The sequence below is a fragment of the Cedecea sp. P7760 genome (genome assembly GCF_013386425.1).
GTDB classification, from domain to species: Bacteria; Pseudomonadota; Gammaproteobacteria; order Enterobacterales; family Enterobacteriaceae; genus Cedecea; species Cedecea selenatireducens.
Map to the genome: position 1 here is coordinate 39878 of NZ_JACARU010000051.1, position 18037 is coordinate 57914.

Annotated in this window: 22 protein-coding genes, 1 tRNA gene and 1 pseudogene; 17 read left to right on the top strand and 7 right to left on the bottom strand. The window is 53.3% G+C overall.

Annotated features, from left to right (window positions below; all coding sequences use genetic code 11):
- Positions 1-8 precede the first annotated feature (8 nt).
- From sctI to HX778_RS17560, 17 genes are all read left to right on the top strand, one after another.
- The gene (sctI, locus tag HX778_RS17480) at positions 9-284 is read left to right on the top strand and encodes a type III secretion system inner rod subunit SctI (RefSeq protein WP_176982643.1); all 276 of its coding nucleotides are present in this window, start codon (positions 9-11) and stop codon (positions 282-284) included.
- Positions 281-1000: an EscJ/YscJ/HrcJ family type III secretion inner membrane ring protein SsaJ gene (ssaJ, locus tag HX778_RS17485; RefSeq protein WP_038480603.1), complete on the top strand. Its 720-nt coding sequence runs from the start codon at positions 281-283 to the stop codon at positions 998-1000. The genes sctI and ssaJ overlap by 4 nt, the downstream gene beginning before the upstream one ends.
- A 32-nt stretch (positions 1001-1032) precedes the next feature.
- Positions 1033-1587 carry a type III secretion system domain-containing protein gene (locus HX778_RS17490; protein ID WP_071842990.1) on the top strand — a complete coding sequence of 185 codons (555 nt, stop codon included), beginning with the start codon at positions 1033-1035 and terminating at the stop codon, positions 1585-1587.
- Positions 1569-2243 (top strand): type III secretion system stator protein SctL, encoded by a 675-nt coding sequence (sctL, locus tag HX778_RS17495; RefSeq protein WP_176982644.1) that lies wholly within the window; start codon positions 1569-1571, stop codon positions 2241-2243. The genes HX778_RS17490 and sctL overlap by 19 nt, the downstream gene beginning before the upstream one ends.
- Positions 2230-3213, top strand: coding sequence for an HrpJ domain-containing protein (locus HX778_RS17500; protein WP_176982645.1), 984 nt, complete (start codon positions 2230-2232; stop codon positions 3211-3213). The genes sctL and HX778_RS17500 overlap by 14 nt, the downstream gene beginning before the upstream one ends.
- A 55-nt stretch (positions 3214-3268) precedes the next feature.
- Complete coding sequence (locus HX778_RS17505; RefSeq protein WP_038480614.1) at positions 3269-3634, top strand: type III secretion system protein SsaM; 366 nt, start codon at positions 3269-3271, stop codon at positions 3632-3634.
- Complete coding sequence (locus tag HX778_RS17510) at positions 3622-5682, top strand: EscV/YscV/HrcV family type III secretion system export apparatus protein (protein WP_304515776.1); 2061 nt, start codon at positions 3622-3624, stop codon at positions 5680-5682. Before HX778_RS17505 ends, HX778_RS17510 begins: the two co-directional genes overlap by 13 nt.
- Entirely contained in the window at positions 5678-6991 is a 1314-nt protein-coding gene (locus HX778_RS17515) for an EscN/YscN/HrcN family type III secretion system ATPase (RefSeq protein WP_370527402.1), read from the top strand. The genes HX778_RS17510 and HX778_RS17515 overlap by 5 nt, the downstream gene beginning before the upstream one ends.
- Positions 6991-7362, top strand: coding sequence for a hypothetical protein (locus HX778_RS17520; RefSeq protein WP_038480617.1), 372 nt, complete (start codon positions 6991-6993; stop codon positions 7360-7362). The genes HX778_RS17515 and HX778_RS17520 overlap by 1 nt, the downstream gene beginning before the upstream one ends.
- Entirely contained in the window at positions 7352-7717 is a 366-nt protein-coding gene (locus HX778_RS17525; protein ID WP_176982646.1) for a Secretion system apparatus protein ssaP, read from the top strand. Before HX778_RS17520 ends, HX778_RS17525 begins: the two co-directional genes overlap by 11 nt.
- The gene (locus tag HX778_RS17530; protein ID WP_038480625.1) at positions 7698-8702 is read left to right on the top strand and encodes a YscQ/HrcQ family type III secretion apparatus protein; all 1005 of its coding nucleotides are present in this window, start codon (positions 7698-7700) and stop codon (positions 8700-8702) included. The genes HX778_RS17525 and HX778_RS17530 overlap by 20 nt, the downstream gene beginning before the upstream one ends.
- Before the next feature lie 59 nt (positions 8703-8761).
- Positions 8762-9409 carry a type III secretion system export apparatus subunit SctR gene (gene sctR / locus HX778_RS17535; RefSeq protein WP_038480628.1) on the top strand — a complete coding sequence of 216 codons (648 nt, stop codon included), beginning with the start codon at positions 8762-8764 and terminating at the stop codon, positions 9407-9409.
- Positions 9406-9672: an EscS/YscS/HrcS family type III secretion system export apparatus protein gene (locus tag HX778_RS17540; RefSeq protein ID WP_038480631.1), complete on the top strand. Its 267-nt coding sequence runs from the start codon at positions 9406-9408 to the stop codon at positions 9670-9672. Before sctR ends, HX778_RS17540 begins: the two co-directional genes overlap by 4 nt.
- Entirely contained in the window at positions 9669-10442 is a 774-nt protein-coding gene (locus HX778_RS17545) for an EscT/YscT/HrcT family type III secretion system export apparatus protein (protein WP_176982647.1), read from the top strand. The genes HX778_RS17540 and HX778_RS17545 overlap by 4 nt, the downstream gene beginning before the upstream one ends.
- On the top strand, positions 10435-11484 hold the full coding sequence (locus HX778_RS17550; protein ID WP_038480637.1) for an EscU/YscU/HrcU family type III secretion system export apparatus switch protein: 1050 nt from the start codon (positions 10435-10437) through the stop codon (positions 11482-11484). Before HX778_RS17545 ends, HX778_RS17550 begins: the two co-directional genes overlap by 8 nt.
- Positions 11485-11592: 108 nt before the next feature.
- Complete coding sequence (locus HX778_RS17555) at positions 11593-12417, top strand: DUF1460 domain-containing protein (protein ID WP_370527401.1); 825 nt, start codon at positions 11593-11595, stop codon at positions 12415-12417.
- A gap of 74 nt (positions 12418-12491) precedes the next feature.
- Positions 12492-13919, top strand: a complete 1428-nt coding sequence (locus HX778_RS17560) for a Secreted effector kinase SteC (protein WP_176982648.1) — start codon at positions 12492-12494, stop codon at positions 13917-13919.
- Here the strand turns inward: HX778_RS17560 and HX778_RS25030 are convergent.
- The 7 genes and pseudogenes from HX778_RS25030 to HX778_RS17590 form a co-directional block, all read right to left on the bottom strand.
- Positions 13882-14118 carry an NlpC/P60 family protein gene (locus HX778_RS25030; protein ID WP_218167178.1) on the bottom strand — a complete coding sequence of 79 codons (237 nt, stop codon included), beginning with the start codon at positions 14116-14118 and terminating at the stop codon, positions 13882-13884. The genes HX778_RS17560 and HX778_RS25030 overlap by 38 nt on opposite strands.
- Positions 14033-14377: pseudogene (locus HX778_RS17565) on the bottom strand (transposase); the annotation flags it as partial. The gene HX778_RS25030 and the pseudogene HX778_RS17565, both read right to left, overlap by 86 nt.
- Before the next feature lie 177 nt (positions 14378-14554).
- Positions 14555-14629, bottom strand: a tRNA-Arg gene (locus HX778_RS17570).
- Between the two features lie 123 nt (positions 14630-14752).
- A complete protein-coding gene (locus tag HX778_RS17575) occupies positions 14753-15814 on the bottom strand; it encodes a tyrosine-protein phosphatase (protein ID WP_176982649.1) in 1062 nt (353 codons plus the stop codon).
- Between the two features lie 11 nt (positions 15815-15825).
- Positions 15826-16677 carry a PTS system mannose/fructose/sorbose family transporter subunit IID gene (locus HX778_RS17580; protein ID WP_176982650.1) on the bottom strand — a complete coding sequence of 284 codons (852 nt, stop codon included), beginning with the start codon at positions 16675-16677 and terminating at the stop codon, positions 15826-15828.
- Entirely contained in the window at positions 16674-17462 is a 789-nt protein-coding gene (locus tag HX778_RS17585) for a PTS sugar transporter subunit IIC (protein ID WP_176982651.1), read from the bottom strand. Before HX778_RS17585 ends, HX778_RS17580 begins: the two co-directional genes overlap by 4 nt.
- A 96-nt stretch (positions 17463-17558) precedes the next feature.
- On the bottom strand, positions 17559-18032 hold the full coding sequence (locus tag HX778_RS17590; protein ID WP_038480653.1) for a PTS sugar transporter subunit IIB: 474 nt from the start codon (positions 18030-18032) through the stop codon (positions 17559-17561).
- Between the last annotated feature and the right edge of the window lie 5 nt (positions 18033-18037).

Consider the following 18037-nt stretch of genomic DNA (forward strand, 5'->3'; position numbering starts at 1 on the left):
AGTGACTGATGAGTGCGATTAACAGCCTAACCGCGATGGACGTTGCCATCATGGCCGCAGCGCCATCAGCAACTGTCGTACCCGCGCCGGATGGCGAGCAAATAGCCGCCTTCAATAAATTACTCTTTGCCGGTACGCCGCAGGGGGATGTAGGCAGTCTGACACCCTCTCAGATGCTTGTGCAGCAGGCCACGACGCTCGGGGCTACCGTGGGCGTGGACCTGGGCGCTAAGGTGGCTGGTGCAGTTTCCCAGTCAGTTAATAAACTGGCTAATATGACATGAAGTATCTGCGTCTGGCTCTGATCCTCGGGCTGGCGTTACTGCTGACGGGCTGCCGCGTTGAGCTCTACAGCGCGCTGCCCGAGGACGATGCCAATCAGATGCTGGCGATCCTGATGCAGCACAATATCGATGCCGATAAGCAGCCCAAGGCCGGGGGCGTTACGCTGCGGGTGGAACAATCGCAGTTTATCAACGCTGTTGAACTGCTGCGTCTGAACGGTTTTCCACGGCGCAGCTACGTTTCTGCGGAAACCATGTTTCCCCCAAATCAACTGGTGGTATCGCCCGCAGAGGAGCAGCAAAAAATTGTTTTCCTCAACGAGCAGAGAATTGAGCGGATGCTGAGTCAGATGGACGGGGTGATCCACGCTGATGTGACCATTGCTTATGGTCGTGCGAATGACGACGGGTCCGTTGGACCGGCTTCCGTGGCGGTATTTATCAAGTATTCACCGCAGGTCAATCTTGAAGCTTTCCGGGTGCAGATAAGCAACCTGGTTGAAAAGTCTATCCCCGGCGTGCAGAAAGAGCATATTGGCATTCTGATGCAGCCAGCCGAATTTCGTATGCTGAGCGTGGCTAACATGCCAACGGCCACCCCGTGGAGGGCAATAGCGTGGATAAATCTACATCGCTGGGCTTTGATGCCTCCGTTGCTGCTGGCAATGCTGCTGCTGATTTCTCTGATGTTGATAGTCTGGCGCAAAAGAGGCTAGCCCCCCGGATCCCCGATGAAGCCCTGTTACGGATGCATCGTTATCTGTGGACACCCGCGCGCTACGCCCACTCTCGTTGGCTGACTCGGCTTGGCTTTGCCCCTGCGGCGAAGTGGCGCTACGGGGCCAACCCACCGCTCGACCGGTGTCTGAATCAGGCACTGCAGGTACGCAGAGGAACGCCGCGTCTTCCTGTCACGCTTAGCCTCCGGCAGCAGCGCATGGTTCAGCTTGCTCCTCGTCTTCAGGCATTTGCGCTGGCAACGGGACTGCTGGTACTCGGCTGCAACGACTATTTTCTGCTGCCGGACTACCGGCGGGCGCTATTACACCTGCTTGATGACGGGCTTATCTGGCAACTGTTCGGACTTTGCCAGGGAAACCACCGTGCCCTATTTTCGCCGACACAAACGGTTGAAATTGCATTGCAGTTGGGTACTGCCGTACTGACCCGCGCCGCACAAAACGATCCTGTGCTGTATGCGCTGCTGATTACGCTTGCGCCCTGTGAACGTGCGTTATGGTTGCCGGTACCGGCGCTGGCGATGAATTTACTGGAGCGAACGCTATGTGCCGACTTCCGCTGATTGAACTTGCTGCGCCACTGCCGGGCGGGCGCATTATCCCGGCAGTACAGTTAACGGCGCTGCTGCAACAGGCCGCCTGCATACGTCGTGCGGACCTTGAGGCAAAAGGGATAGTCAATGCGGCCCGGCGCAAAGCCGAGGGCCTCATTCAGCAAGCGAAGAAAAACTGCCGCGAAATGGAGGCCTCCAGGCAGCGTGAGTTCAGCGCATTGCAACGCGATACGCTCAGGCGCCTGGAATCCCGCTGGCTGCGAAAGCACGTCTTTCGCCTGTTGGGTGATGAAGCCCAGGAGCAGGCGCTGGTCAGCGCGGTATCGGGCCGCATCCATCACTGTCTTGAGCAGGTATTAAGCGCCTGGTTCGAACAGCAACCCCCGGATAAAACGCTGTGCGCCCGGCTCGCTTTGCAGGCAGAACAGATGGCGAATGAGGGGGTGTTGACCCTGCAGTGCCATCCTGACCTTCAGCAGAGCATGCGGGAGGCGTTCGGCTCGCGCTTTGTGCTGCTTGCGGCCCCTGAGCTACCCCGGGACAGCGTGGTTTTAGCGTCGTCACAGCTGTCGGTGGCGTTCTCGCTCGAAGGCCATTTTCAACAATTGTTGCAATGGCTGCGCCCGGGTTGCCCAGAGACAGGAGAGCAGGATGAAAGTCTCTGAGACGACCGCGCTACAGAATCATGACGCCAGCCTGCGTGAGCCGCAGGTGCCGGTGGAAGATGCACCATCACCGATGGCGCAGGCGCTTATTGAGCTTGAAGAAACCTCCGGCAGCGCGCTAATAGAAACGCTCGAAGACATGGGAATGGCGCTGAGCGGGCGGCTCAAAGATTTACAGCAAGCAGATCTCAAAGAACGGCTTGATCAACGACAGCAGGCCTTGTTGCGGATAGTACAGCGGATGCAGGAGCAGGCGGGCGGTATCCCCGCTCAACTGACGCAACCACATTCCGGTTCGCCCCTCGGTCAACAGCTGTTGGGCGTTGCGGCGTTACTGCTCGCTGAAAAACCAAATAGCAAAAGACGTAAAGCGCTGAGCGACAAGCTTGCTGAACTGATGAGCGAGCAGGGTTGGGAAATATCGCTGTTTGGCATGCTGGAGCTGGGACAGGTGAGCAAAGGCGCGCTGGCGCAAATCAATCGTCTATTCCAGCAGGCAATGGACGAGGAGGTTGCCTCATTAGCCGAGTGGTTTCAGCGCATCATGGACTGGCCGGACCGTCGCCAGCGGCTGAGGGTGCTGCTGCGCATGATGGCCTTTGAGCTTTCCGCCTGTGTTGTCGGTTCCCAACAACAGCGGCTGGCGGGGGTGCTGGTACGCCTGCGCCGATTATTGCTGTTTTTAGGGCTTGAGCAGGAGTGCTTGCGAACCGAATCCGCGTGCGAGATGGCTTCAGGAACGCTGCTTCCGTTGCTTATCGAGATGATCAATGAAAGCTGGCTGTTTGATGAATGGCTCGCGCCACGGCTGGCGCAGCGGGCCGCGTCTGGGCGTTTATACAACCGACTTTTACAACATCTGGATGCGCTGTTCTCGCTGATGCCCGAACCCTGTTTTAACGATGAAGATCAGCGTGAACAAATTCTCGCCGTACTGCGCAGTATGAAGGGAGATCGGGCTATCACCTGATTACCTGCGCGCGCCTTATCTGGAACTCTGTAGCCCTACGCAAGCAGGAGGTCGTATGGCGTTAGACCGAGTGACAGAGCTTAATATTCTGCTGTTTATGCAGCTAGCCGAACTGCCCGCGCAGCCAGCCGCCGCTGGGATGTACTGGCAGGGCGAGCGGTTTCAAACCTGGCTTAGCTGGCAGGATGACCGACTCCACATTAGCCAGTGTATGCCGCTGGCTCCCTATGATGACAACCTGCTGTTACTGGCGCTTCAGCGCTGGAAGCCCGCTGACTTTGCCGGAATTCCACAGCGTATTTTTCAGCTGCGCAGTTGCCTGGCGATGAACTGTTGTCCGGCAGTCGATAGTGCGGCGGAACTGTGGCTGCGGGTGCATCACCGGCAGCAAGCTTTTCTGGAGTCGCTATGCAAATCTTAATGATGAAAAGCATGAGTATGCGAGGTCTACAGAAGGGGCTCGCCGCCTGCGCCGGCCGTCAGGACATTATTCTGGCCGTGGTGCTGCTGATTGCTATCGTGATGATGATCCTGCCGTTACCGACGTTCATGGTGGATATTCTGATCGCTGTTAACATCGCGTTTTCGGTCATTTTGCTGCTGATTGCAATCTACATCAATGACCCGCTGGAACTGTCGGTTTTCCCTTCTTTGCTGCTGATTACCACTCTGTACCGGCTGTCATTGACCATCAGCACTTCGCGATTGGTTTTGCTGCAGCACGATGCGGGCAACATTGTGGACGCCTTCGGCCATTTTGTGGTGGGGGGCAACCTGACGGTGGGGCTGGTGATTTTTACGATAATCACCATCATCCAGTTTATCGTCATCACGAAAGGGACCGAGCGCGTGGCCGAAGTCAGCGCCCGCTTCTCGCTCGACGGTATGCCTGGAAAGCAAATGAGCATTGATGGTGATCTGCGGGCCGGAGTGATTGACGCGGTTCAGGCGCGGCACCTTCGCCAGCAGGTTCAGCAGGAGAGCCGCTTTCTTGGCGCCATGGATGGAGCCATGAAGTTTGTTAAAGGCGATGCGATCGCCGGAATTATTGTGGTTCTGGTCAATATTATCGGTGGCATCATCATCGCCGTGGTGCAGTACGACATGCCGCTGGGTGATGCGGTACAAACCTACAGCGTGTTATCGATTGGCGATGGGCTGTGCGGACAGATCCCTTCACTGCTTATCTCACTGAGCGCCGGAATTATCGTCACCCGCGTGCCAGGGGAGAAGAAACAGAATCTTGCCAGTGAATTAACCACCCAGCTTGGTCGACAGCCGCAGGCGCTGATGTTGACGGCCGCGGTCTTGATATTATTCGCCCTGATCCCCGGCTTTCCCTTTCTGGACTTTTTTGTCCTGGCGGCGTTCACCGCGCTGCCGTTCTTTTTATTCTGGCGTCGCTCCAGGCACCCACAACACGATATACCGCAGACGGGAGAGATGAGTGAAGACCGGATGCAGCCTGGTGCCATGCCGTTAACGCTGCACGTGATGCCATCGCTCAATACCGGCACGCTGGCCCGGGATATTGATGCCTTACGTTGGATGCTTTTCGAAGAGTACGGTGTGCCGCTGCCGGAAATCATTATCAGGCCAGATAGCAGGGACTACGTGCAGGGGATGTCGGTGCTGATTTACCAGGAGCCGGTCTTTTCATGCGCCATCCCCGAGAACGCATATCTGCTACTGGAGCCAGATAAACAGCCGGGGTGCGAAGTACAACCGCTGCCGGACGGGATGGGAAGTATCGGCTGGCTGGCAGCGGAGGCCGGAAAAAAAGCGCAGAGCATGGGGCTAGCGGTTGCCGAGGGAACCCAGCGCATCACGGCATTGCTCCGCCAGGTCCTGTTACGTCACATGGCGGAGTTTATCGGGGTGCAGGAGGCACGATATCTGATGGATGCCATGGAGAAGCGCTATTCTGAGCTGGTTAAAGAGCTGCAGCGGCAGCTGCCGATAAGCAAGATTACGGAAACCCTCCAGAGGCTGGTGGCGGAAAGTATTTCGATCCGTGATTTACGCACGGTCTTTGGCACCCTGATTGAATGGGCGCCGCGTGAGAAAGATGTGCTGATGCTGACCGAATATGTGCGCATGTCGCTGCGTCGGCATATTTTGCACCGGCTACAACCGAACGGTGAGGCGCTGCGCGTCCTGCGAGTGGGGGAAGGAATCGAAAACCTGATCCGCGAGTCTATCCGTCAGACCTCGATGGGGACCTATGCGGCCCTGAGCCTTGGGCAAAGTTCGCGCATTCTGAGCTTAATTCAGGAGGCACTGGCAGAGCACGGTGAGTTGAACATTGTTACCTCCGTCGATGCTCGCCGCTTTCTGCGCAAAATAACGGAAACGGGGCTGTTTAATGTTCCCGTACTCTCCTGGCAGGAGCTGGGAGAAAACTGTTCGGTACAGGTTGTGCACAGTATCGATCTCACACCACAGGAGCTTGCCGGTGACGATGATTAAAGCCGAGGTGCAGGCCGCCATTGAAAAATCGCTGACGCCACTGCGGGACGTACCACAAGGTTATCTGAAAACCGGGCGCTTATTGCACGTTGGCGCGACGCTGCTCAACGCATATCTGCCAGGCGTTTTTATGGGTGAGGTGTGTTGCGTGTTGCCAGAAGGTGCGCTGGCGGAGGTTGTTGGTATCGACGGCGCGACGGCGCAGCTTTCACCTTTTGCCACTACCACAGGCCTGTACTGTGGACAGAAGGTGCGATCCCTGGGGCGGCGACATCGTGTTCCGGTGGGGGAAGATCTCTTAGGGCGAGTGCTGGACGGTATGGGATTACCTCTTGATGATGGCCCCGCCCCGCAGGGGCCCTGGAGAGATTACGATGCACCGCCACCTTCGCCGCTGCTGCGCCAGCTGATTGAGAGGCCGATGCTTACGGGGATCCACGCCATCGACGGGCTTTTGACCTGTGGTGAAGGACAGCGTATGGGGATTTTTGCAGCGGCGGGGGTGGGGAAAAGCACCCTGATGTCGATGCTGTGCCGCAGCCCGGATAGCGACATCAACGTGCTGGTGCTTATCGGTGAGCGTGGTCGAGAAGTGCGTGAATTCATTGAGCAAACGCTGGGTGAAGAGACACGACGGCGCTGCGTGATGGTGGTTTCAACGTCCGACCGGCCCGCGCTTGAACGCATGAGGGCGCTATGGGTGGCGACCACCATCGCCGAAGCGTTTCGCGATCGCGGCAAGCGCGTACTGCTGTTTGCCGATTCCTTAACCCGCTACGCCCGCGCCGCCCGCGAGATAGCGCTCGCCGGTGGCGAAGTTGCAGTTTCCGGCAGCTATCCTCCCAGCGTTTTTGCGGCATTACCACGGCTGCTCGAACGGGCGGGTAAGGGCACCCTCGGCAGCATTACCGCGTTTTACACCGTACTGGTGGAAAGCGACGACATGAACGAACCGTTGGCCGATGAAGTGAGATCGTTACTCGACGGCCACATCGTACTGTCACGCCGCCTGGCAGAAGCGGCCCACTTTCCTGCCATTGACGTGTTAGCCAGCCTTAGCCGCCTGATGCCGATGGTGGCCAGCGGTGAACACCGGGCGTTGGCGAACGCGATCCGGCAGTTGCTGTCGGTGTATCGCGACGTGGAGCTTCTGGTGCGGATAGGTGAGTTCGTGCGCGGAGAAGATCCTCGTGCCGACCGGGCGGTAGACCGCTATTCCGACATTTGTCATTTCCTGCAACAACAGAGTAATGAACCATGCAATCTCGACGAACTGCTGGCGCAAATGCGTTTTTTGACGGACATCTGATGCTGAATTGTTTACTCAGGATCAAGGACCGTGGCGAGGATCGCCTGCGACGGCAAATGACGGAGTTAACGCTGCAGCTTCAGCAAACGGAGCAGTTGGATTTTCAGTGCCAGAGCCGTCGTAAAGACCTGGCGCAGGCGCTCAATCAGCTCCTTCTTTGGTCCGGTACGTTGCCCTCACGCGAACTGATGGCGCAGAAACAGGCCATGAATCATTTATTTCATGAGGAATACGGCCTGGCGCAGCAGCAGCGATTGCTTGCGGACGCGCAAAAACGGTTGCAGGAGCAGCTTAGCAAGCTGCAGCGAGAGCTGGTGAGCGTGATGAAGAAAAAAGAAAAACTGAGGAGTCTGCTGAGCGATGAACGTTAACCGAACGGAAGGTTGCCTCTGGCATACCTGGCTGACTGAACAGGAGAAACGGCCATCTACTGAAACCACCCGATTTATTCAGCTGATGGTGCAGGTGGTGGAAATGCCTGACGGCAGAGAGGGAAAGTCTGCGCTGAGGCAGCAAAAACAACGCTTTCGGCTGGTGAACGGTTCATTAGCGGGGGTGATTTGCGAGATGGAAACGCGGGAAGGTAAAACCTTTTTTACGGTTCTGGTGCCCCGGCGCGATTTATGCCGTCAGCTGAAGCACTTTTCTGCCTGGCTGAATGCCGGGCTGCTGGCGGCCGGGCACAACGTTGCGCTGGAGGTGGTGTATGACGCTGATCTCTTTTGAGGAGAGCAACCTTGCCGGGATGTTGCAAACGGAAGGGATTGAGCTTGGGGCGCTCCATGTTGCGGCGCAGCGCTGGACTGACAGCCCGCAGGGGAGACTGTTTTCAGTCACTGCCGAAGATACGCCGTGCGGCATCTGGTTAGCCGAAAGCGACTGGCAGCGGTGGTGTGAAGGGACCCTGGGGACCGCTTCAGCGCAAGAAGTCGACGCCCAACTGCTGGCGGGAGTTGCGCAATGGGGACTATCGCCGCTGTTGCAGGCAAGCGGCGCGATATTACACAACGGGCCGGGAGAACCGCGCCGCTGTAGCATGCTCAACCAGTACGTTGCGCTGGTATTTGCCTGGCAGATTGACGGCTACGCGTTCCGCTGTGTGCTGTTTGGCTGGCCCACCACCTGGTTTCGCACCATTGCCCGGCAGGTAAGCCCCGGTGTCCGGCCAGTGCGTTTATTGCCGCCGGTGGCGTTCGCCTGTTACGTCGGCTGGTGTCAGGCCTCGATGCACGAGATGGCAAGCATTGGCCCGGGTACAGGGTTGCGGATGAGCCCTTTTGGCCGTCCGCGCGAGGGTGAATTGGTTGTACTACTGGCGACGGGAAGTGCAGCGCGTATCCGAATCGAAGAGGGGGGAGACGTGGAAATTGAAGCATTGGTCAATGATATGGAAAGCTTGTTGGCCGAGGACAGCGATCGTGCGGGTCCTGCCTCGCCCTTGTCGTATCACCTTGACGCCCTGCCGCAAAAGCTGCTGGTAGAGGTAGGTCAAATTGATATCGCCCTTGGCACGCTGCGGACATTACGCGAAGGGGACCTTATTGCGACCGAAGCCAGGCTCTCACCCGACGTGAAGCTAAGACTCAATGGCCGCGTGATAGGCGAGGGTGAACTCATCGCCTGCGGGGAGAGTTTTCTGGTGCGAGTCACCCAATGGTTTGTGCATCCGTCTGACGCTCAGAGCATTGGGGAGGATACGGTGAATACCTGATAGAGGGCGCGACATGGCGTGGCTATAACTGATTTATCGCCGTATAAACAGGACAGACCATGCCTTTACCTGACTCTCCCTGGCAGCTGATAGCGCTGCTGTTTTTACTCTCTCTGCTACCGCTTGCCATCGTGATGGGGACCTCGTTCCTGAAGCTGGCGGTGGTGTTTTCGATTTTACGTAATGCGCTGGGTATTCAGCAGGTGCCGCCCAATATGGCGCTCTATGGCCTGGCGCTGGTACTCTCGCTCTTTATCATGGCGCCGACGGTGATGGCGGTAAAAGCCGAGTGGCATCCGGCGAAAGAAGAGGCGACCTTACCCTGGTTACAGGGCTGGGACAGCCATGCGCTTGGCCCCTACCGTCAGTTTCTGCAAAAAAATTCCGATGAAAAAGAGGCTCATTATTTTCGTCATCTGATAGCCAGCACCTGGCCGGAAGAGGCCCGGCGTCGCGTGAAGCCGGATTCACTGTTGATCCTGCTGCCCGCCTTTACCGTCAGCCAGCTGTCGCAGGCGTTTCGCATCGGTCTGCTTATCTATCTGCCATTTCTGGCCATCGATCTGCTGGTATCCAACGTCCTGTTGGCGATGGGGATGATGATGATGTCACCGATGACCATCTCTTTGCCGTTCAAATTATTGATTTTTCTGTTAGCTGGCGGCTGGGACCTGATCCTTTCTCAACTGGTGCAGAGCTTTAGATGACGGATGCCAACCTAACTCATTTCGTTACAGAGCTGCTGTGGCTGGTGCTCATGACCTCATTGCCGGTGGTGCTGGTCGCATCGGTCGTCGGGATTGCGGTGAGTCTCCTTCAGGCGCTGACCCAGATTCAGGATCAGACGCTGCAGTTTATGATCAAGCTGCTTGCCGTGGCGTTGGTTATTATGGCGACCTATCACTGGCTGGGGGGGCTACTTCTGGCCTATACCCGTCAGGTGTTTTTGCAGATGGGTATGCACGGGTGACGCTCTCACTCAGTGACGGGCTGGTCACCGTGGCGCTGGCGATGATGAGACCGCTTGGGCTAACGCTGCTTTTTCCGCTGTTGCAGACCGGTAACCTCGGCTCGACGCTAATCCGCAACGGGGTGCTGCTGGCGATAGTACTGCCGGTACTACCGGTTTTTTATACCCAACCGGTGATTCACCAGGGATGGTTCTGGCTGAGGGTGATCCCGGGCGAACTGGTCATTGGTTTTATGCTGGGATTTTGCGCCGCGATCCCTTTCTGGGCCGTGGACATGGCGGGATTCCTGATTGACACCCTACGCGGTGCCACCATGGGAACCGTGTTCAACCCGGCGATGTCGGTACAGACATCGATTTTCGGCCTGCTGTTTAGCCAGTTTCTGTGTGCGCTTTTCTTTATTACCGGGGGATTCAGTCAACTCCTGACGGCGTTGTACGGTTCTTACCACTATTTACCTCCCGGCAAGGCGCTGGCTTTCAACGTACCATTTTTACACTTTTTGCTGGCGCAGTGGCGCGTGTTGTACCAGCTGTGTCTGAGCTTTTCTTTGCCTGCGGTGCTCTGCATGATGCTTGCGGACCTCGCGCTCGGATTGCTCAATCGGTCCGCTCAGCAGCTCAACGTGTTCTTCTTATCCATGCCGGTGAAAAGTGCGCTGGCGCTCTTGCTATTACTGCTCTCCTTGCCGTACGCCTTCCACCACTATCAGCTTGAGAGTGAAACGCTTTACCGGCATGTGAGCCAGTGGTTAGCCAGCCATGAGTGAAAAAACCGAACAGCCTACCGAGAAAAAGAAGCGCGATAGCCGCCAGGAAGGACAGGTTATCAAAAGTCTGGAGATAACCTCCGGCATCCAGCTGCTCGCTATACTGGCTTTTTTTCATTTTTTTGCCGATGAGGTCGTGCACCAGATTGCTGAGCTGATGTTGCTGGCTTCACGACTCATCAATCAACCCTTTGACTATGCCTTCAGCCTGTTGACGCAGGCATTGCTGCGTGCAGGAGGCGAATTTTTTGCCTTGTTCGGCGGTATGCTGGCGGCGGCAACTATCGCAAGTCTGGTTGCGCAGGTCGGTTTTATGCTTGCCACGAAGGCGGTTGGCGTCAAAGGCGACAAAATTAACCCAGTCAATAATTTTAAACAGATTTTTTCCGTGCACAGTCTGGTGGAGTTGTTTAAGTCCTGTCTGAAAGTCCTTTTATTGTGTCTGATTTTCATCTCTCTTTTCCTCTATTTTTCGACAACGTTTCAGGCACTGCCGTACTGTGACGCGAGCTGTGCGATCCCACTTTTCACGATTATGATCCGCTGGATATGGTATGCATTGCTGATGTCTTACGTGGTGCTGGGCGTTGTTGATTATGCCTTCCAGACGCACAACACGATGAAACAGCAGCGAATGAGTAAGGAGGATGTCAAACAGGAGACTAAAGATATTGAAGGCGATCCGCAGGTTAAAAAACGGCGGCGTGAAGTACAACGCGAAATGCAAAGCGGCAGTTTAGCGCAGAACGTGAAGCAATCTGCGGTGGTTATTCGCAACCCTACGCATATCGCCATTTGCCTGGGCTACGATCCTGTCGACACGCCGATCCCAACGGTGTTCGAAAAAGGCGTAGAGGCGAGGGCAGAACATATTGTCGCTCTCGCCATCAGGGAGTCTGTTCCTGTGGTGGAGAATATTGAGTTGGCGCGCCAGCTATTTTTTAGCGTCAAAGCGGGTGAGGTGATTCCTGAATCCCTGTTTGAACCCGTTGCTGCTTTGCTGCGTATGGTACTGGAGCTCGATTACGACGCTCATGTGTAACGGAATATCACTGTGGCCTTCAGCCATCTTTATCAGGTTATACCCTGATATCTGCGACTCAATGACCGGTTTACTATCGGCACGTGTTGAATAGATGAATCGGTAATAATGATGAGCAGTTTTTATCAGGAGAAAGTTATGTTGCGATACGGATTTTTATTGGCATCACTCTGTTTTACGTCATACGCAATGGCCGATGTGGCTAAATACAAAACCGTCATCGACGCGGATAGCGCGCGAAAAGTGGATGAGGTTATCCAGGGCGAAGTGTTACCGAACGCCAAAGCAAAGCAGGGGGATTTGATAGGCCTTGTTTCATCGACGTTCCTGCAGACTCCCTACCTGAGTGAAACGTTGATCGGTTCTCAAAGTACGCCGGAACAGTTGGTTGTCAATCTCAGGGGCGTCGACTGTTTTACCCTGGTGGACTATGTTCAGGCCCTGACGAAAAGCGATACGCGTAAAGCGTTTCTTCGGCAACTGGTAAAAACGCGCTATGTTGATGGTAAAGTGAGCTACCTGACTCGCCGTCATTTTCTGTCTGACTGGTTCGCTACGTCACCACATAATGCGCGGGATGTTACGCCGGAGATTAGTCCCCATTATCTTACGGCTGAAAAGCACCTCAATCTTAAAGAGGGGGGAGGGGAATACATCCCGGGACTGGGTATTATTACCAGAAAGATAAACTATATACCGGGATACGCTATCGACCGCTCGGTACTCGAACGTCTGCACAATGGCGATTATGTCGGTGTTTATTCACCCATGCAGGGGCTGGATGTTTCTCATACGGGGATTGTTATTCGTTCGGGTGATGCCGTCTGGTTCCGTAATGCTTCCTCGCTGTCTGTAAACCGCAAGGTTGTTGATACTCCCTTCCTCAATTATATGCGCTCAAAACCCGGTATCGTTGTACTGCGGGCGAATTAGATGTAGCTCAGAGATACCTGACCCGTTAATGATTTTGTTTCAGGCTAATTTGCAATCAAGCACTGGAGGGAACTATGTCGGTTGCTATTCCATTTGTTAACGATGTTTGCCATATTTCCAGCGAGCAGATGTCAGACCTGTTAGAGGGTAAAGATGTTTATCAGTTTAGTCTTTTTGAAAAGTTCATTGATTATTTTCGACACGTATTTACGGGAAAAAGCACTATTTCGGAATATTATCAGATACACCATTTATTGTATCAATACCAAGATAATCCACAAATATCGCGACCAATATCATTATCAGTAGAGAAAAATCCACTCGGTGGTGATGTTACCCATTGGAGACCGATCATTGGCTTTGTTAAATTGATCGATAACTCAAAACCTGAAGCTGTCAGTCAATATTCAATCGACGTACGGCAACGAGATGATGGGGTATCCGTCATTAATATGAAATTTGACGGGATCGTACTGGCGCAGGCCGATTGTTCTGCAGATAACCTGGCGTTCTTAAAGACCTGCCTCTTCAATGATAACAACGGTGAAATCCGGTGTGACACAACAGAAGAAGGGCACGTAGGAACAGGGGGATTGAGGTTTTATTCGGACTTTCAGCTTCGGTTAGAAAAACATCTGTCAACGTATGTGGAAGATCTGACGCATTTCAATACGCTCGTCAGTGAGCAGGTCGCTCAGCGAGATGAACCGGATAACTCTGCACCGGCAGATATCGATCGATTTATTGAGAAAATGGTTGCCGAAGGCAGTATAACGAAAGAGAGTTTGGCAAAACACAAGTTTATCGGCAGCGGTAGCTACGGAAGCGTCTATTTGTTTGAAGGAAAATACGCTGTGAAGATCCCCGTCAATAGCACAGGGAACATGATAGATACCCATTCTGCCGAGCACCGAAACGCTCATTCAGAACGCGTGAGCTATTATTTAAACCTTGCTAACAACGACCCCGATTTTTCCCGGCATATGCAAATTGTGTTTAACAATAAAAAAATGGAGGTTCTGGTTTCAAAGTATATCAATGGAAAAGAGTTTGATATTCGAACTGATGCCAATTATGAGCGCGCCGACAGCCTACTGGAGGATCGTGGTCTTTATATGCATGATTTGAATATCCTTGGCAACATCTTGATTAAAGACGGCGAGCTTTTCTTTGTCGATGGCGACCAAATCGTTTTGTCGCAGGAGAAACGCCGGGAACGCCGGGTTTCATCGGCTACTGAAGCGCTTGAGCAGCAGATTCGCACCAGCTATGAATTCAGGCTTCATGCTGCTCAGAGGAGTAACAACCAGAAAGATATTGAATATTACTCCAGCCTTCTCGAAGAACATAATGATTTAATGAATACCACGGTTGAATCACGACGCTGTGATAACAGCGAAGCTGTGATGGAATTTGTTTCCAGAGATAGTTTCAGGATGCCAGAGCGTGAGAATAGTTTTTTGGTCAAGAAAGCAATGGAGTGGAGTAAAAGGAAAAGGTAGCTTTGGTTTTATCATTCAGCCTTTGAATTGATAGAGAGGAGGTTTTGAAGAAAACCAGATCGCCAGGCTTCAGCGCATTTTCAGCAATGTGGCGGTCATTTCGTATTTGCTCCCCGTTGGTGCGCGGCAGGTCCATATTCATTGAGCCCTGGAAAATCTCCTGCATCAGCGACGAGCAGTGCTCCCCGCTCACCATCATGGTCAGAACCGAAGAACAGGACGTTTTTACGACCCAGAGTGACCATCCGCAGGGTATTTTCAGCGATGTTGTTGTCTGCTTCGGCCCAGCCATCGTCCGCATAGTACGTCAGTGCCGGCCACTGGTTAAGTGCGTACGCGAACGCTTTTGCCAGCTCCGAGTGTCGCGACAGGGTTTTCATCTTTTCACGCAGCCAGCTTTCCAGGGATTTCAACAGCGGTTTCGTTTTTAGCTGACGTTCAGCAAGCCGCTGCTCTGCCTTTTGGGGGCTCATTTTTCATTGAACAGGATACGCTCCCACTAAGGCCCCCAAACGTTGATTGATTCACGTTGAAATGGGTAGACATCAGTTGACGTCGCATAGCCAGAATAGAGAGTTTGTCACTGATTAGAAGAGGGTTTTATTGAATTTGGTAGATGTCAGGAGATGTGTATATGGCGTTCCCTGCAGGAATCGAACCTGCAACTAGCCCTTAGGAGGGGCTCGTTATATCCATTTAACTAAGGGAACGAGGCGGGCGTAGTATACCCGCTTTTCGAGGCAGGTTAAGGGGTTGGCGGGCCGTTTGCCTGGAATCTAAGCGTTTTTTGCTGATTTTATGCTGTGAAAGCGCCTGCATCCGGCCCTGATGGTTCAGAGGGGGTCGGTTAAAAAATTATTCTGCATCGTCACAAAGTCGGCGTCGGTGAAGCCCAGTGCCTCTTTAATGTAGCCGGTCACGCTGCCCGACTGCGCTTTCATGGCGTTGATAGCCGCAATAATAAATGCTTCGCGGGTATCAATCAGCGTGTGCAGGTAATCCAGCACGTTGTCGTCGTCGGTGATACGGCGGTAGGCCGCCATTTTAACTTCGTTGCGCTCCAGCCGGTTGGCCTGAGTGAGCATATAGTCGGCAATGACATCCTCTTCTGAGACGCCGAGCATAAACAAAATCAGCGCCACGCCGTAACCTGTACGGTCTTTGCCTCCACGGCAGTGCTGGATATGCGGGCTATTTTCCTTATCCAGTACGGTGCGGATCATTGCTGTGAAGGCGTGTCTGGACTTCTCGCTGGTGACAAAGTTTCGGTATTGCTCCAGCACCTGCTCGCCGTGGCCGTTGACCAGTTCGGTGGGAATGTCTTGTATCACGCTCTCAATCAGCATTTGATCTTCGTGGCTGGAGTCCGCCGAAAACTGTGCCGCCAGCTCTGCGGTTTGCGCCACGGCATCCAGGTGAACGGTCTGTTTTTCGCCGACATAAGTATTGGGGCTTTTGGCGATTTCCCTGGCGCTGCGGTAGTCAATAATTGTCTGAATGTTCAGCGATTGAATGTAGGCCTCGGCCTGGGCATTAAGCTGATGCAAATGGTTGGAGCGATACAGCATCCCCCATTTTATTCTTTTCCCCCCTGCGCCCGTGTAGCCGCCGAAATCCCGGAAGTTATTAAGCCCGGAAACCGGCAATGTTCTCTCCGCAAAAAGTTGGGATTGGCCGTTGCATTCAATAACAAAGTAGATGCGCTGGCTGGCATTTAGCGGGTCATCAAACTGGCAGGGGCTAACGGCGTGGCTGGTAATTAACGTTCGGGCTGAGGTATTAACATCGTTATCGCGAGTCCAGTACAACGCTATTGGCCCTTCGACGGCAGAAAAATGAATTTCAATCTGCGTCTGGTTTTTTCTGCTTACGGAAAACTGCATCTGAGTGTTCATTCATCGTTCCTTTAACTTAATATGCCAAACGCTGAGCAAATAACGCCGAAGACCATCATGGCAATGATGAGAGACACCGTGTATTTCCCTTTGAGCCTTTTTACCAGGAAGAACACGCCCAGTGAGAAGAGTAGGGTTAGCAGGTTGGGGGCGACCTTATCAAACATCTCCTGTACCGGAATCGACTGCTCGCCTACGGCAATAACCAGCGGCGTCGAAATCTTTACCGTGGTGGCAATGAGCGAGCCAAGTACCATCACGCCGACAACGTTGGCAACATTTGAAATACGCTGAATAATATTCGAGTTCTTTGACTGCTCGATGAGGTCAACGCCTTTGTTGTAGCCATAATGGATAAAGAAGTATTTAGAGCCAACATTCACGATATTAAACAGAATGAACATCAGTATCGGCCCGATGATATTCCCCTGAAGTGCAAACGCCGCGCCGATGCTGCCGCATATAGGCAACCAGGTAAATTTCAACAGGCTATCGCCTAAACCTGCCAGCGGGCCCATTAGCCCGGCCTTGACGGAAATAACGGCATCCTTCTCTTCTTCCGTGGTTTTTTCTTCCAGCGCGGCCGTTACGCCCAGGATCAGTGCCCCGGTATTGATCTGGGAGTTATAGAACTTTAAATGTCGCTGCATGGCCCGCGCGCGGGTTTCCGGGTCTGCGTTTTCATAGAGCTTATCGAGCACGGGGATCATGCAGTGCGCAAAGCCGATGGTTTGCAGCTTTTCATAGTTATATGAAAAGGACATGCTTTGAATATTCCAGAAAATACGGTTGAGATCGGTTTTAGTCAGTTTTTTATCCGAGGTCGTACGCTCAACGCTATTGTAGGATGTTATTTCACTCACAGGTCGTACTCCTCTTCGGTTTCGATGTTAGCCGGTTTATTATTTTCAGCCTGTTTATTGTTGATGCCATTGGCCCAGGCCATGTCGTAAAGCACGGCGAAGGCCAGGGCGATAAAGGTGATTGGAATAATTGGCAATTTTAAATAAGTGGTTAACATAAAACCGAGCAGGAAAAAGAACCACATTCTCCCTTTTAGCAGCATCAGTAATAAAATACAGACCCCGATAGCGGGGATCATCTTAGAGGCGACGCCCATACCGGTTAAAATACTGGCTGGAATGGCATCTAATACTTTGCTGACCAGGTCGCTGCCAAAATAGATGGCGAGGAAGCAGGGGATGGCTCTTATCAGGAACCAAAGCGGGGTAGAGAAATAGTGAATTTTAACCAGCCCACGATAATCTCCGGTGAGGACCGATTTTTCAGCCCAGACGTTTAAGAAGCTGGCAAAAGAACGCCAGATAATCAGGAGTTGCTGACACAAAATCGAAACCGGCACGGCAAGGGCTATTCCGGCGGCTATCCCACCTTTGGAGGCAATACCCAGCGCGACGCCAATGATTGAGCCGGCAATAATATCTGGCGCGGAGTAGGCCCCCACGTTGCCGATGCCCATCCAGACCAGTTCAAGGGTAGCGCTGATGGCAAGTCCCTGAACCATATCGCCCATAATAATACCGGCTACGGTCCCTGTAAGGAGGGGGCGCCGTAGCATTTGCGGCCCCACGTCGTCCATTGAGCAGATACCTGCCCAGGTGGCGACCAGAATGGCTTCAATTAACATAGTGTTATTTCCCGGTGATGGCGCTATACCCGTCATAGCTAAAATTGCAGGGCTGTTAACTGCAATTGAACGATTTCAGGGCGCTGCGTGATGCAATTAACCCAATAATGATTTCAGTTCGACAATGGTGTCTTTGGGCACCATTTGTATTTCTACTGCAATATTCCTGGCAATCAGTGATTTAAAGGCCTGTTCTTCTTCTGGCGTAACCGCGACGGCGCGCGACAGGCTTTTTCGCCCCTCATGCATTCTCATGCCGCCGACGTTTAATTTCTTAATATCCAGGCCATTTTCGACCAGGGCATTTACGTCGACGCTGTTGGTGAACAGCAGCATTGTTCGTCTTTTAATCTCGGTTTTTTTCAGGATATCAATAAATTTTTGCACGGCGAAAATCTGGACTTTTAATTCTGGAGGCGCCGACATGCTGATAACAGACTGCTGCACGGTGTCGCTCGCCACCTTATCGTTGACGATCAGTATTTGTTCAATGTCGTGATTTTTAACCCAAGTGGTAATAACCTGACCGTGAATAAGGCGGTCATCGATTCTGGCGAGATTAATAGGCATATTCT